Here is a 14366-nt window from a genome sequence, read left to right as displayed (position 1 = left end):
AACCATGCACACACGCGGCGCGATCATCCGGCAGGCTCCGGGCACCTACGAGGTCGTGGACCTCGAGGTCGAGGATCCCCGCCAGGGTGAGATCCAGGTCCAGATGACCGCCTCCGGACTGTGCCACTCCGACGACCACATCGCCACCGGTGACATCCCGGTCGGGATCTACCCCTTCTGCGGCGGCCACGAGGGCGCCGGGGTGGTCCGCGCCGTCGGGCCGCACACGCCGGGGTGGCAGGAGGGCGACCACGTGGTCTTCTCGTTCCTGCCGTCCTGCGGGCAGTGCACCTGGTGCTCGCGCGGGATGCAGAACCTCTGCGACCTCGGGGCCACGCTCCTGATGGGGTCGCGGTGGGACGACCCGACGAGCTTCCGCCTGTCGTACGACGGGCAGCCGGTCGGCCAGATGTGCGGGATCTCGACCTTCGCCGAGGTCACCACGGTCGCCGTCGACTCTGCGGTGAAGGTGCCCGACGACGTCCCGCTCGACAAGGCCTGCCTCGTCGGGTGCGGCGTCGGCACCGGCTGGGGGTCGGCGATCAACTCCGCCGACGTACGCCCCGGCGACGTCGTGGTCGTGATGGGCGTCGGCGGCATCGGCATCAACGCCGTGCAGGGCGCCGCCCATGCGGGCGCGTCGATGGTGATCGGGGTCGACCCGGTCGAGTTCAAGCGCACCAAGGCGCTCGAGCTCGGGGCCACCCACGCCGTGGCGACCATGGAGGAGGCGACCGCGCTCGCCCAGTCGGTGACCAACGGCCAGGGCGCCGACTCGGCCATCGTCACGGTCGGCGTGACCACCGGCGACCACCTCGGTCAGGCGATGGGGTCGATCCGCAAGGCCGGCACCGTCGTCGTCACCGGGCTCGGCGACGTCCAGGCGGTCGGAGCGCCGATCTCGCTCGCCGACATCACGCTCTTCCAGAAGCGCATCCAGGGCTCGCTCTTCGGCGCCTCCAACCCGAAGACCGACATCCTCAAGCTGCTGCGGCTCTACCAGGAGGGGAGCCTGAAGCTCGACGAGCTGGTCACCCGGACCTACAAGCTCGACGAGGTCGCCCAGGGCTACGAGGACATGCACGCCGGCACCAACCTGCGCGGGGTGATCGTCTACTGACGCGGGCGTCGCCAGGGCGCCGCCGTCGGCTGTAACGCGGGGTTAGACCCACTAGGCACCCCGTTCGAACGGGGTCACCAGAGGTCCTAACCCCGCGTTACAGCTCGCGTGCGGCGCGCTCAGTCGGGGCGCTTGACCGCGACGACCGGGCACGCGGCGTCGAGGATCACCTGCTGCGAGCTGCTGCCCAGGAAGAGCTTGCCGACCGGCGAGCGCCGGCGCAGCCCGATCACGATCAGGTCGGCATCGACATCGGTGGCGGCCTGCAGGATCTCCTCCGCGGGCGAGATGGCCTGCGGGGCCTGGCGGATCTCGTGCGCGACGCCGAGGCCCGTCAGGCGGCCGGCGAGCGCGTCGAGGTCGGTCGCGCTGGCGAACGCCGGGTCCGAGTCGTAGCCGCGGACGCCGGAGTTCACGATCACCAGGCGCGCGTCGTCGCGCTGCGCCTGGGTGACGGCGTACTCGACGGCCGCGAGGCCCTCGGGAGTGGGGACGTAGCCGACGACGATGGTGGCGGGGTCGCTCATGGTGACAGCCTGCCACCTCGAACGTGCGGCACGGTTGAATAGCGGTGTGAACGAGCTCTGGACGGTCCGGCACGGCAAGACCGAGTGGAGCGCCGCGGGTCGCCACACCTCGACCACCGACCTGCCGCTGCTCCCGGACGGCGAGGACGTCGCACGGGGGTTGCGCGAGCGGCTGGCGGGCGTCGAGTTCGCCCAGGTGCTCACCAGCCCGCGGGTGCGGGCGCGGCGTACGGCGGAGCTCGCGGGCTTCCCGGACCCGGAGGTCGACGACGACCTCGCCGAGTGGGCCTACGGCGACTACGAGGGCATCACCACGGAGGAGATCCGCGAGCGCGACCCCGGTTGGACGATCTGGACCCACCCGACGCCGGGCGGGGAGACCGCCGAGCAGGTCTGCGAGCGGCTCGACCGGGTCGTGGCGCGCGTGCGCGGGACGGAGGGGCGGACGCTGGTCTTCGGACACGGGCACGCGCTGCGGGCGCTCGCGGCCCGCTGGCTCGGCCGTCCGGTCGAGGCCGGGCAGTGGTTCAAGCTCGACACGGCGACGCTGTCGACCCTGGGCTACGAGCGCGAGCACCCGGTCCTGCAGACCTGGAACGCCCCGTGAGGGATGATTGATCGTTCAACCGTTGTTGGGGAGAGCATGAAGAAGATCGGGTTCCTGTCCTTCGGTCACTGGACGGAGTCACCGCAGTCCCAGGTGCGCTCCGCCTCCGACGCCCTGCTCCAGTCGATCGAGCTCGCGGTCGCGGCCGAGGAGGTGGGTGCCGACGGTGCCTACTTCCGGGTGCACCACTTCGCGCGCCAGCTCGCCTCGCCGTACCCGCTGCTCGCCGCGGTCGGCGCCCGCACCAGCCGGATCGAGATCGGCACGGGCGTCATCGACATGCGCTACGAGAACCCGCTCTACATGGCGGAGGACGCCGGGGCCGCCGACCTGATCTCCGGGGGCAGGCTGCAGCTCGGCATCAGCCGGGGGTCACCGGAGCAGGTGATCGACGGCTTCCGCTACTTCGGCTACGTGCCGGGGGAGGGCTCCGACCACGCCGAGATGGCCCGCGACCACACCCGGGTCTTCCTCGACGTGATCGAGGGCAAGGGCTTCGCCCAGCCCAACCCGCGGCCGATGTTCCCGAACCCGCCGGGCCTGCTCCGCGTCGAGCCGCACTCGCCCGGCCTGCGCGACCGGATCTGGTGGGGTGCCGGGAGTCGCGCGACCGCGGAGTGGACCGCGGAGCAGGGCATGAACCTGATGAGCAGCACGCTGCTCACCGAGGACACGGGCGTGCCGTTCCACCAGCTGCAGGCCGAGCAGATCCAGCGCTTCCGCGACGCGTGGAAGGCCGCCGGCCACGAGCGCGAGCCGCGGGTCTCGGTCAGCCGCAGCATCTTCCCGATCGTGAGCGACCTCGACCGCGCCTACTTCGGCGGCGAGTCGCGCAGCCAGGACCAGGTCGGCCACATCGACGGCGGCATCGCGCGGTTCGGCAAGTCGTACGCCGGGGAGCCGGACCAGCTGGTCAAGGAGCTCGCCGAGGACGAGGCGATCGCCGCCGCCGACACGCTGCTGCTCACGGTGCCCAACCAGCTCGGCGTGGACTACAACGCCCACGTGCTCGACAGCGTGGTCCGCCACGTCGCGCCGGCGCTCGGCTGGCGCTGACGACGCACACCGCCGGGCGGGCATCGACCCCGCGACGACCTCCCGAGACCCCCGAGGTCGGCGGGGTCGATGCCTCCCCGGTTGGCCCGTGCACCCCCGAGACGAGCGCCGGCCATGGGCCGGGCGACGCCTTCCTTGCACGGACGTGGCGTCATGATGTCACAGTCGTTGCCAAGATATGACACAGATCGGTCACAGGTCGGCGGTGCGTCTCCCCGGAGACCTGACCAGGCCGGTGGCGGCCGCCGCGCGGCGGTAGGCGTCGAGCGCGCCGCCGGGGTCGCCCGCGCCCTCGAGGAGACCGCCCAGCTCGAACCAGACCTGGGCGGCGGCCCGGTCGGCGCCGACCCCGCTGAGCAGGAGCACGGCCTCGTGGAAGTGCGCGAGCGCTGGCCCCGGCGCCCCGGCGTGGATCGCGATCTGGCCGAGGAGCACGGACGACTCCGCAGCCACCAACGGCGCGGTGCCGCGCGTCGAGGCGGCCGTCTCGGTCGCCTGCTCGCGCGCCGTGTCGACGTCGCCCAGCAGGAAGCGTGCCCGCGCCTGCGCCAGCCGGTTGTCCGCCAGGTCGGCCGGACCCGCGTCCGTGAGCGCGAGCTCGTCCGCGGCACGGAGGAGCACCGTCAGCGCCTCCGCGGCCTCCGGCGGGTCCACCCTCATCAGGTGGATGCCCAGCTGCGAGCGGAGCCGCGCGACGTTGCGGGCGTCCTCGCTCCTCTCGAGCACGGCGAGCGCCTGCCGGGTCATCGGCAGCGCGCCGGCCGCGTTGCCCCGCAGGGTCTCGATGATCGAGCTGTTCCAGTAGGCCATCGCGGTGGCGACCGGTGAGGCCATGGCCTCCGCCCGGTCGACCGCGCGCCGGCACAGCCGGGCGGCGAACTCGACGTCGCCCTGCTCGGAGTAGGCAGCCGCGACGGTCAGGCTCAGCCGGATCGACGCGTCGAGCCCCTCCAGGCCGAGCTCCCCGATGCGTCGAGCAGCCTGGTTGCCGACCTCGATCGCGCGGCCCAGCTCCCCGGACTCGCGGTAGCACCGGCTCAGCGCCGTCACGCCGTCGATCCACGCGAGGTCGGCCGCCGGGCCTTCCGCGAGGTCCTCGAGCACGAGGATCGCCGCCTGCAGGTCGCCGGTCACCTCCAGGGCTCCGGCGTGGACGTACGACGCGTCGCGTCGCAGCTGGTCGAGCGACGCCAGGGCCGGGTCGGCCAGCAGTCCCACCACGGACTCGAGGGCGTCCGGCGCCGCGCCGGTCCGCAGCGCCAGCTCGGCATGGTCGAGCTGGACCCGCAACCCGGCGATCCGGTCCGGCGAGACCCCCACCAGGAGCTCCTCGACCTCGACGCCGAGCCGCTCGGCCATCCGCTCGAGCAGGTCCGGGTCCGGGCGACGCTGGCCGCTCTCGATCCGGGAGACGTATCCGACCGACATGGTGTCCCCGGCGACCTGCGCCTGGGTGATCCCCGCGCGCAGGCGCGCGGCGCGGAGCCGCTCGCCCAGCACCGCGGGGTCGAGGGTGCGGCTCAGCTGCACCAGGTCGTCGCGCATGCCGGCCATTGTGGCCGACGGCGACACGAGAGTGTCAGGCAACCGGCCCGGTCCCGAGGTGCAAGAGTTGAGCAGGCGACGAGGCGACGAGGGAGTGGGCCTGTGGTGGAAGCGATCGACGAGCACTTCGTCGAGCGGGCGCGCGCCCTGCGGCCCGGCGACGGGGCCGCGACGGCCGACGCCGACCAGGTGCTGGCGCTCTTCGACGCCCAGCTCCAGAGCCGGCACCTCGACCTCGCCGCGCGCTGGCTCCAGGCCCAGGGCGAGGGCTTCTACACGATCGGCTCGGCCGGTCACGAGGCGAACGCGGTGCTCGGCCTGCTCACCCGGGTCGACGACCCCGCGCTGCTGCACTACCGGTCCGGCGGGTTCTACGCCGCCCGCGCGGCCCGCAACGCGGCCGAGCGTCCTGCCGCCGCGACCACACCGGTCCGCGACGTGCTCCTCGGGCTCAGCGCTGCGGCCGCCGACCCGATCTCGGGCGGTCGGCACAAGGTGTTCGGCCACCCGGCGCTGCACGTCCTTCCCCAGACCTCGACCATCGCCTCGCACCTGCCGCGTGCGGTCGGGCTGGCCTTCTCGCTCGGCAACCTCGCCGACCTCGCACCCGCGCGGCGCTGGCCCGCCGACGCGATCGTGGTGACGAGCCTCGGCGACGCGTCCGTCAACCACTCGACGGCCCAGGGCGCGCTCAACGCCGCGGCGTACCTCGCCCACCGTGGGCTGGACCTGCCCCTGCTGGTCGTCGTCGAGGACAACGGTCTCGGGATCAGCACGCGCACCCCGGCCGGCTGGCTGGAGGAGTCCCTGCGGCGGCTGCCCGGGGTGCAGTACGTCGAGGCGCCGTCGCCGCGACCGGACCGTCTGCTCGCGGACGTCGGGGCCGCGGTCGACCACGCCCGGCACACCCGCCGCCCGGTGCTGCTGCACCTGCGCACCGTCCGGTTCCTCGGCCACGCCGGCTCGGACGTCGAGCTCGGCTACCGCACCAGTGCCGAGATCGCCCGCGACCACGAGCGCGACCCGGTGCTCGCGACCGCGGCGTACCTCGTCGAGACCGGGGCGTGCACGCCCGACGAGGTCCTCGACCGCTACGAGCGCACGCGCGCCGTGGTGATGCACGAGGCGAAGTCGGTCATCGGCGAGCGCCGGCTGGCGTCGCGCGGCGAGGTCGTGCGGCCTCTGCACCGCCCGGACACGCGGCCGGCGCCGACACGGCTGCCCGCGCCTCCGCCTCCCGCGGGCCGCCTCACCCTGGCCCAGGCGATCAACGCGACCCTTGCCGAGCTGCTGGCGGAGCGGCCGCACGCCGTGGTCCTCGGCGAGGACGTCGGCGTCAAGGGTGGCGTGTACGGCGTGACGCGCGGGCTGCGCAAGGCGTACGGCGGCCGCCGGGTGATCGACACGCTCCTCGACGAGCAGACCATCCTGGGCACGGCGCTCGGCGCCGCCCTGGCCGGCCTGCTGCCGATCCCGGAGATCCAGTACCTCGCCTACGTCCACAACGCCGAGGACCAGCTGCGCGGCGAGGCGGCCTCGCTCGCGTTCTTCTCCGACGGGCACTACCGCAACCCGATGGTCGTGCGGATCCCGGGCCTGAGCTACCAGAAGGGCTTCGGCGGGCACTTCCACAACGACAACTCGCTCGCCGTGCTGCGCGACATCCCCGGGCTGGTGCTGTGCGTGCCGAGCCACCCCGCCGACGCCCGCCCGCTGCTGCGCGAGTGCGCCGAGCTGGCCGAGCTCGAGGGCCGGGTCTGCGTGGTCGTCGAGCCGATCGCGCTCTACCACTCGCGCGACCTCCACCAGCCTGGCGACGGGGCCTGGACGGCCGAGCACGCCGGACCCGGCACGCCGCGCGGTCCGCGCGCGCACGGCGACGGCACCGACCTGCTCGTCGTCACCTTCGGCAACGGCGTGCCGATGTCGCTGCGTGCCTGCCGGACGCTGGAGCCCGACGGCGTGCGCGCCACGGTCCTCGACCTGCGCTGGCTCGCCCCCCTGCCGGTCGACGAGCTCGCGGCGTACGCCTCCGGCTTCAGCCGGGTGCTGGTCGTCGACGAGACCCGGCGCTCCGGCGGCGTGGGTGAGGGCATCGTCAGTGCCCTGGTCGAGCGGGGGTACGACGGTCGCCTGAGCCGGGTCGCGAGCGCCGACTCCTACGTCCCGCTCGGCCCCGCCTCCAGCACCGTGCTCGTCACCGAGGAGGAGATCGTCGAGGCGGCGATCGCCCTTTGCGGGTGAGGCCCGGGCCGCCCGCCCCGGTCTACGGTCGGGACGTCCCTGGCTCGCACCCCCGCGCCCTGAAGGAGTCCGCATGTCCGACCGGCCGAACATCCTGATCATCTGGGGCGACGACATCGGCATCAGCAACCTCAGCTGCTACTCGGACGGGCTGATGGGCTACCGGACCCCGAACATCGACCGGGTCGCCGACGAGGGCGTGAAGTTCACGGACTACTACGGCGAGCAGAGCTGTACGGCGGGCCGCGCGGCGTTCATCACCGGGCAGAACCCCTACCGGACCGGGCTGACCAAGGTGGGCTTCCCGGGTGCCGACATCGGCCTGCGCGCCGAGGACCCGACGATCGCCACGGCGCTGAAGAACCTCGGCTACGCCACCGGGCAGTTCGGCAAGAACCACTTCGGCGACCGGGACGAGTTCCTGCCGACCATGCACGGCTTCGACGAGTTCTTCGGCAACCTCTACCACCTCAACGCCGAGGAGGAGCCCGAGCTCCCGGACTACCCGACCGAGGAGGAGTTCCCGAACTTCCGGAAGCGGTTCGGGCCGCGCGGGGTCATCCACTCGTGGGCCAACGGCGACGGCACCCAGCGCATCGAGGACACCGGCCCGCTCACCAAGGAGCGGATGAAGACGATCGACGACGAGATCGTGCCGGAGGCGATCCGCTTCATGGGTGAGGCGAACGACAGCGACACACCGTTCTTCGTGTGGCTCAACACCACCCACATGCACTTCCGCACCCACATCAAGGACGGGTCCCGCGGCCAGGCCGGGCGGTGGCAGTCGGAGTACCACGACGTCATGGTCGACCACGACCAGCTGGTCGGCTCGGTGCTCGACTACCTCGACGAGGCCGGCCTCGCCGACAACACGATCGTCATGTACTCCACGGACAACGGGCCGCACATGAACTCCTGGCCCGACGCCGGCATGACGCCCTTCCGCAGCGAGAAGAACTCCAACTGGGAGGGCGCCTACCGCGTCCCCGCGCTGGTGCGCTGGCCCGGGCACATCCCGGCCGGCGAGGTGCGCAACGGGATCGTCAGCCACAACGACTGGTTCATCACCCTCCTGGCCGCCGCGGGCGACACCGACGTCGCGGACCGGCTCATCACCGGTACCGAGCTCGCGGGCACGTCGTACAAGGTGCACCTCGACGGGCACAACCAGCTCGACTACGTGACCGGCGCCGCCGACAAGAGCCCGCGCGTGCACTTCTTCTACGTCTCCGACGACGGCGACCTGACGGCGATGCGCTACGACAACTGGAAGTTCGTCTTCCTCGAGCAGCGCGCCACCGGCACCCTGCAGATCTGGCAGGAGCCCTTCACCGAGCTGCGATTCCCCAAGCTCTTCAACCTCAAGACCGACCCCTACGAGCGCGCTGACATCACGTCGAACACCTACTACGACTGGGTGCTCGACCACGTCTGGCTGTTCATCCCGGCGCAGATGTACGTCGGCGAGATGATCCAGTCCTTCGTCGAGTTCCCGGTGCGCCAGACGCCGCCGAGCTTCAGCGTCGACCAGGTGCTCGCGAAGCTGCAGTCGGTCGCCGGGAGCAGCTGAGTGCGGGTCGACCTGCCCGGCGGCACCTTCCGGATGGGGTCGGACGTCCACTACCCGGAGGAGGCGCCGACCCACCAGGTGCGGGTCGGCGCGTTCTCGATCGACACGCACCAGGTGACCAACTCCGAGTTCGCCGCGTTCGTCGAGGCCACCGGCTACGTGACCGTGGCCGAGCGACCGCTGGACCCGGCCGACTACCCGGACGCACCGGCCGAGAACCTGGTGCCCGGGTCGATGGTCTTCACCCCGACCCGCGGACCGGTCGACCTGCGCCACCTCAGCCAGTGGTGGCGCTGGAAGCCCGGTGCCTGCTGGCGGCACCCGAACGGCCCGAAGAGCTCGATCGACAAACGCCTCGACCACCCGGTCGTGCACGTCGCCCACGAGGACGCGGCGGCGTACGCCGCGTGGGCCGGCGCCGCGCTGCCGACGGAGGCCGAGTGGGAGTACGCCGCGCGCGGCGGGCTCGACGGCGCGCCGTACACGTGGGGCGACGAGGCGCGTCCAGGCGGCCGGATCATGGCGAACACCTGGGACGGACCGGACTTCCCGTGGCGGAGCACGGGGGAGAGCGGCTTCCTGCGCACGGCCCCGGTCGGCAGCTTCCCGGCGAACGGGTTCGGCCTGCACGACATGGCCGGCAACGTCTGGGAGTGGACCGACGACTGGTGGACCAGCCGGCACCCCGACGACGCGGGATCCCCGTGCTGCGCGCCCGAGAACCCGCGTGGTGCCGAGGGCGTGGGGAGCCTCGAGACGAGCTACGACCCGGCGCAGCCGCAGTTCCGGGTCGGCCGCAAGGTCGTCAAGGGCGGCTCCCACCTCTGCGCCGACTCCTACTGCCTGCGCTACCGGCCCGCCGCTCGGCGGCCGCAGATGATCGACACCGGGATGAGTCACGTCGGCTTCCGGTGCGTGCAACGACCCGAGGTGACCGACGATGACTGACCTGCTGCCTTCCTGGCGCCCCGGTGCCACCCGCGACGCGGTCGTCGCGTTCCTCGACGCCGCGGAGTCCGTACCGGTCGACCGACGGGTGGCGTGCTTCGACAACGACGGCACGCTGTGGTCCGAGAAGCCCGACTACGTGCAGCTCCGGTTCTTCGTCGACGCCATGAGGAGCGCCGTCCGGGCGGATCCGTCCGTCGCGGACAAGCCCGAGTTCGCGGCGCTGATCAGCGGCGACCAGGCCGCGATCGGCGAGATCGGCCTCGAGCGCATCGCCCACGCCCTGACCGGTCTCTTCGAGGGCGAGGAGCCCGAGGAGTTCACCGCCCGCGTCCGCGACTTCATGTCGCGCACCGTCGCGCCGACGTACGTGCCGATGCTCGAGCTGCTCGAGGAGCTGCGGCGGCGCGACTTCACCCTCTGCGTCGTCACCGGAGGAGGGACGGAGTTCGTGCGCGCGGTCAGCCAGGAGCTGTACGGCGTACCGCCGCAGAACGTCGTGGGCAGCCTGATCGGCTACGAGTTCGTGCCGACCGCCGAGGACGGTGCCGGTCCTCGGCTGCGGCGCACGGCGGAGCTCGTCAACGGCGCCAACGAGGGGGCGGTCAAGGTGAACAACATCCAGACCCAGCTGGGGCGCCGTCCGATCCTCGCTGCCGGGAACTCGGGTGGTGACCGGGAGATGCTCGAGTGGGTCGCTGCCGGCGCCGGGCCCACCCTCGCCGTGCTGGTCGACCACGACGACGCCGACCGCGAGACGGCCTACGTGGGCACGGCGGCGACCTTCGCCGACCCCGAGCCGATCACGGACGTCGGCGCCCGGCTCGGCTGGACGATCGTCAGCATGGCCGACGACTGGGACTGCGTCTTCGCGTCCGCGCCGTAGAGTCGCGCCCGTGCCGGAGCTGCCCGCGAGTGCCGCGGTCGTCGTGATCGGCGGCGGCGTGATGGGGCTCAGCGCGGCCTACCACCTGGCCCGCGCCGGCGTCGCCGACGTGCTGGTCCTGGAGCGCGACACCCTCGGCTCCGGCTCGACCTGCAAGGCGGCAGGCGGGGTGCGCGCGCAGTTCTCCGACCCGGTCAACATCGAGCTCGGGCAGCGGAGCCTGCGCGCCTACGAGCGGTTCGCCGACGAGCTCGGCCAGGAGATCGACCTGCACAGGTCGGGCTACCTCTTCCTGCTCGACGACCCCGGCCACGTGGCGGCGTTCGAGGCCAACGTCGCGCTGCAGAACTCGCTGGGCGTCCCGAGCCGGATGATCTCGGCCGCCGAGGCGGGAGTCCTGTCGCCGATGGTCGACCTCGACGGGATCCTCGCCGCCGCGTGGTCGCCGGACGACGGGCACTGCACGCCGGAGTCCGTCGTGCTCGGGTACGCCGGTGGCGCTCGCCGGGCGGGTGCCCGGATCGTCACGCACTGCGCGGTCACCGGGGTCGAAGTGGTCGACGGGCAGGTGCGCGCGGTGCTCACCGACGGCGGACGGGTCGCCACGGACACGGTGGTCTGCGCGGCCGGTGCCTGGTCGGCGTCGGTGGGGGAGATGGTCGGCGTCGAGCTGCCGGTCGTGCCGCTGCGGCGCCAGATCCTAGTCACCGAGCCGATGCCGGGCCTGGACCCGGCGACGCCGTTCACCATCGACTTCGCGACCAGCCTCTACTTCCACCTCGAGGGGCCGGGGCTGCTGCTCGGCATGTCCGACCCCGACGAGCGGCCGGGCTTCGACCTCGGTCGCACCGACGCGTGGCTGCCGCGGCTCGGCGACGCGATCGCGCGCCGGGTGCCGGCCCTGGCCGAGGTCGGGATCGCCTCCGGCTGGGCCGGGCTCTACGAGATGACGCCCGACCACAACGCGCTGGTGGGAGAGGCAGCCGGGGTCTCCCGCTTCCTCTACGCCACCGGCTTCTCCGGCCACGGCTTCCTGATGGGACCGGCGATCGGCGAGGTGCTGCGCGACCTGGTCCTGGGTCGCGATCCGGTCGTCGACGTCGCCGCGCTGTCGGCCGACCGGTTCGCCGACCGCGGCGTCCGGCCCGAGCTCAACATCGTGTAGGAACGGACCATGACGATCCCCACCCAGTCCGAGCTGTCCGCGCTGGCCCTCGACACCGCCCGCCGCTGCGGGGTCGACGTCGATGCTCTCGCGGGCGACGTGCAGACCCGCTCGCCGATCAACGGCCAGCAGGTCACGACGCTGGCGTGGCGCGACGCGGCGTACGTCGACGAGGCGGTGGGCCGCGCCGAGGAGGCGTTCCGGGCCTGGCGCAAGGTCCCGGCGCCGGCGCGCGGGGCGCTGGTGAAGCGCTTCGGCGAGCTGCTCGCCGAGCACCAGGACGACCTGGCCGTCCTGGTCAGCATCGAGGCCGGGAAGATCACCTCCGAGGCCCGTGGCGAGATCCAGGAGATGATCGACATCTGCGACTTCGCCGTCGGGCTGTCGCGCCAGCTCTACGGCCGCACGATGCCCTCGGAGCGGCCGGGCCACCGGCTGATGGAGACCTGGCACCCGCTCGGCGTGGTCGGTGTCGTCTCCGCCTTCAACTTCCCCGCCGCGGTCTGGTCGTGGAACACGGCGGTCGCCCTCGTCTGCGGTGACCCGGTCGTCTGGAAGCCCTCCGAGCTCACCCCGCTCACCTCGCTGGCCTGCCACGCCGTGCTGGCGCGGGCGATCGCCGAGCAGGGAGCACCCGAGGCGCTGTCGCAGGTGCTGCTCGGTGGTCCTGAGGTCGGCCAGGCGCTGGTCGAGCACCCCGGGGTCGCCCTGCTCAGCGCCACCGGATCGACCCGGATGGGTCGGCTCGTCGGACCGCGCGTCGCCGAGCGCTTCGGCCGCAGCCTGCTCGAGCTCGGCGGCAACAATGCGGCGGTCGTCTCCGGCAGCGCCGACCTCGACCTCGCGGTCCGCGGCATCGTCTTCTCCGCGGCCGGTACGGCGGGCCAGCGCTGCACCACGATGCGGCGCGTGATCGCCCACACCAGCGTCGTCGACGAGCTGACCGACCGGCTCGCCTCGGCGTACGGGCGGCTGCCGATCGGCAACCCGATGGCCGACGGCACCCTGGTCGGCCCCATGATCAACCAGCGCGCGTACGACGCGATGGAGTCGGCGATCTCGGCGGCGACGGGCGACGGCGGCAAGCTGGTCGCCGGCGGCGGCCGGGCCCTCGACGACGTCGCCCCCGACGCGTTCTACGCGCGCCCGGCGATCGTACGGATGGACGCCCAGACCGAGGTCGTGGCGCGCGAGACCTTCGCGCCGCTGCTCTACGTGCTGCCCTACGACGACTTCGCCGGCGCGATCGACCTCAACAACGCGGTGCCCCAGGGACTGTCGTCGAGCGTCTTCACCTCCGACCAGGCCGAGGCCGAGCTCTTCCTGTCTCCCGAAGGGTCGGACTGCGGCATCGTCAACGTCAACATCGGGACCTCCGGCGCCGAGATCGGCGGCGCGTTCGGCGGCGAGAAGGAGACCGGAGGCGGGCGTGAGTCCGGCTCGGACGCCTGGCGCGCCTACATGCGTCGGGCCACCAACACGGTGAACTTCTCCGGCGAGCTGCCGCTCGCGCAGGGCGTGGACTTCACGGTCTGATCACCCGTCGCCCACGGTCCCGATCGGAACCTCCTGGCCGACAGTCGAGTCGACCACGACCTTGATGCCGTCCGGCAGCACGTCGCCGAGCTCGGAGAGCAGGCGGGCGTACGACGGCAGCTCACCCGAGTGCTGGACGTAGACATAGGCCACCAGTGCGTGGAACTCGACGTCGGTGACCTGGGCGTCCGGGGTGTCTGCGAGCCACGTCTCGGCGGTGTCCTGGACGTCGTTCTCCCACCGGGTGAGGACGAAGGTGGCCACCGTGTTGGCGGCGAGCGGGATCGTGACGAGCACACCGACGACGGCCAGCACGACGTACGTGCGACCGCGGAAGCGGTCGGCGCGGACCAGCGCCTCGTCGGTGTAGCCGAGCAGCGTGAACATGGCGATACCCGCGAGCACCAGCGCCAGGGTGTTCGACAGGAAGAGCACCAGTGCTCCGAGTGCCAGCTCGAGCTCGCCGGCGCCCAGGCACACCCCGACCACCGCCAGGGGCGGGACCAGGGAGATCGCGATCGCCACGCCCGGGAGCACCGCGGCGACGTCGCGGCGAGCCAGGGCGACCGCGCCGGCGAGCCCGGTCGCGAGTGCCGCGACCAGGTCCACCAGGCCGGGGGAGGTGCGTCCGGAGATCTGCGAGTTGTCGAGCAGCACGATGCCGGGCTGCAGCTGCACGGCGATCGCGCCGATCGCGATCACCTCGAGCGAACCGAGCGTGACGTAGAGCAGCGACCAGTTGCGCTGCTGCTTCACCACCGCGACGGCCATGCCCATGATCGGGGTCGACAGTGGGGCGATGATCATCGCGCCGATCACGGTCGCGGTGGAGTCGGCCAGCACGCCGGCCGACGCGATCACCGCGGAGAGCGTCAGCATGGTCCAGAACGCCGACCGCTTCGCCGTCGCATCGCCCGAGCGGAGGTCGAGGTCGTCGGTCAGCTCGTCGAGGGTCCGTCGCTGCCCCTCGGGCAGCAGCCACGCCCGCAGTCCGCGCGCCATGGCTGCAGTATGTTCCGCCCGCTGGCCGCATCGGTGTGCGGCGCGCGGGGACGGCGCGCTACCATGGCGGGGACGTCGGACCCGTCGGGTCCGCGTCTCCTCCGTTCGGCTGCCGCAATCGCCGTCCGGTTCGCGTCGGGGAGTCGGCCTGCCGGCC

At 72.5% G+C, this 14366-nt stretch carries 12 protein-coding genes; 9 read left to right on the top strand and 3 right to left on the bottom strand.

Annotation, left to right across the window (positions count from 1 at the left end):
* Positions 1–4: 4 nt before the first annotated feature.
* Positions 5–1120, top strand: coding sequence for an NDMA-dependent alcohol dehydrogenase (locus ASC77_RS05840; protein WP_056149642.1), 1116 nt, complete (start codon positions 5–7; stop codon positions 1118–1120).
* A gap of 119 nt (positions 1121–1239) precedes the next feature.
* On the opposite strand, the gene ASC77_RS05835 is transcribed toward ASC77_RS05840, so the two are convergent.
* Positions 1240–1647 carry a universal stress protein gene (locus tag ASC77_RS05835; protein WP_056149641.1) on the bottom strand — a complete coding sequence of 136 codons (408 nt, stop codon included), beginning with the start codon at positions 1645–1647 and terminating at the stop codon, positions 1240–1242.
* 46 nt (positions 1648–1693) lie between these two features.
* On the opposite strand from ASC77_RS05835, the gene ASC77_RS05830 reads away from it, so the two are divergent.
* Both ASC77_RS05830 and ASC77_RS05825 read left to right on the top strand, forming a co-directional pair.
* Positions 1694–2254, top strand: coding sequence for a histidine phosphatase family protein (locus ASC77_RS05830; RefSeq protein ID WP_235547463.1), 561 nt, complete (start codon positions 1694–1696; stop codon positions 2252–2254).
* Between the two features lie 36 nt (positions 2255–2290).
* Positions 2291–3310: an LLM class flavin-dependent oxidoreductase gene (locus ASC77_RS05825; RefSeq protein ID WP_056149639.1), complete on the top strand. Its 1020-nt coding sequence runs from the start codon at positions 2291–2293 to the stop codon at positions 3308–3310.
* A gap of 192 nt (positions 3311–3502) precedes the next feature.
* Here ASC77_RS05825 and ASC77_RS05820 read toward each other — a convergent pair whose 3' ends face one another.
* Positions 3503–4855: a helix-turn-helix domain-containing protein gene (locus ASC77_RS05820; protein WP_162249793.1), complete on the bottom strand. Its 1353-nt coding sequence runs from the start codon at positions 4853–4855 to the stop codon at positions 3503–3505.
* 105 nt (positions 4856–4960) lie between these two features.
* Here ASC77_RS05820 and ASC77_RS05815 point away from each other — a divergent pair, with 105 nt between their 5' ends.
* The 6 genes from ASC77_RS05815 (at position 4961) to ASC77_RS05790 (ending at position 13207) form a co-directional block, all read left to right on the top strand.
* A complete protein-coding gene (locus ASC77_RS05815; protein WP_200944896.1) occupies positions 4961–7099 on the top strand; it encodes a transketolase C-terminal domain-containing protein in 2139 nt (712 codons plus the stop codon).
* 73 nt (positions 7100–7172) lie between these two features.
* Complete coding sequence (locus ASC77_RS05810) at positions 7173–8672, top strand: arylsulfatase (RefSeq protein ID WP_056149634.1); 1500 nt, start codon at positions 7173–7175, stop codon at positions 8670–8672.
* Positions 8673–9620, top strand: coding sequence for a formylglycine-generating enzyme family protein (locus ASC77_RS05805; protein WP_056149631.1), 948 nt, complete (start codon positions 8673–8675; stop codon positions 9618–9620).
* Complete coding sequence (locus ASC77_RS05800) at positions 9613–10506, top strand: HAD family hydrolase (RefSeq protein WP_056149630.1); 894 nt, start codon at positions 9613–9615, stop codon at positions 10504–10506. Before ASC77_RS05805 ends, ASC77_RS05800 begins: the two co-directional genes overlap by 8 nt.
* A gap of 10 nt (positions 10507–10516) precedes the next feature.
* Positions 10517–11671, top strand: coding sequence for an NAD(P)/FAD-dependent oxidoreductase (locus tag ASC77_RS05795; protein ID WP_082574471.1), 1155 nt, complete (start codon positions 10517–10519; stop codon positions 11669–11671).
* Positions 11672–11680: 9 nt separating this feature from the next.
* Positions 11681–13207: an aldehyde dehydrogenase family protein gene (locus tag ASC77_RS05790; protein ID WP_056149629.1), complete on the top strand. Its 1527-nt coding sequence runs from the start codon at positions 11681–11683 to the stop codon at positions 13205–13207.
* On the opposite strand, the gene ASC77_RS05785 is transcribed toward ASC77_RS05790, so the two are convergent.
* On the bottom strand, positions 13208–14209 hold the full coding sequence (locus ASC77_RS05785) for a DUF389 domain-containing protein (protein ID WP_056149628.1): 1002 nt from the start codon (positions 14207–14209) through the stop codon (positions 13208–13210).
* Positions 14210–14366: the final 157 nt, after the last annotated feature.

The sequence above is a fragment of the Nocardioides sp. Root1257 genome (genome assembly GCF_001425175.1).
Taxonomy (GTDB): Bacteria; Actinomycetota; Actinomycetes; order Propionibacteriales; family Nocardioidaceae; genus Nocardioides.
Note: the sequence above shows the minus strand (reverse complement) of the source record. Positions and strands in the feature narration are given on the sequence as shown.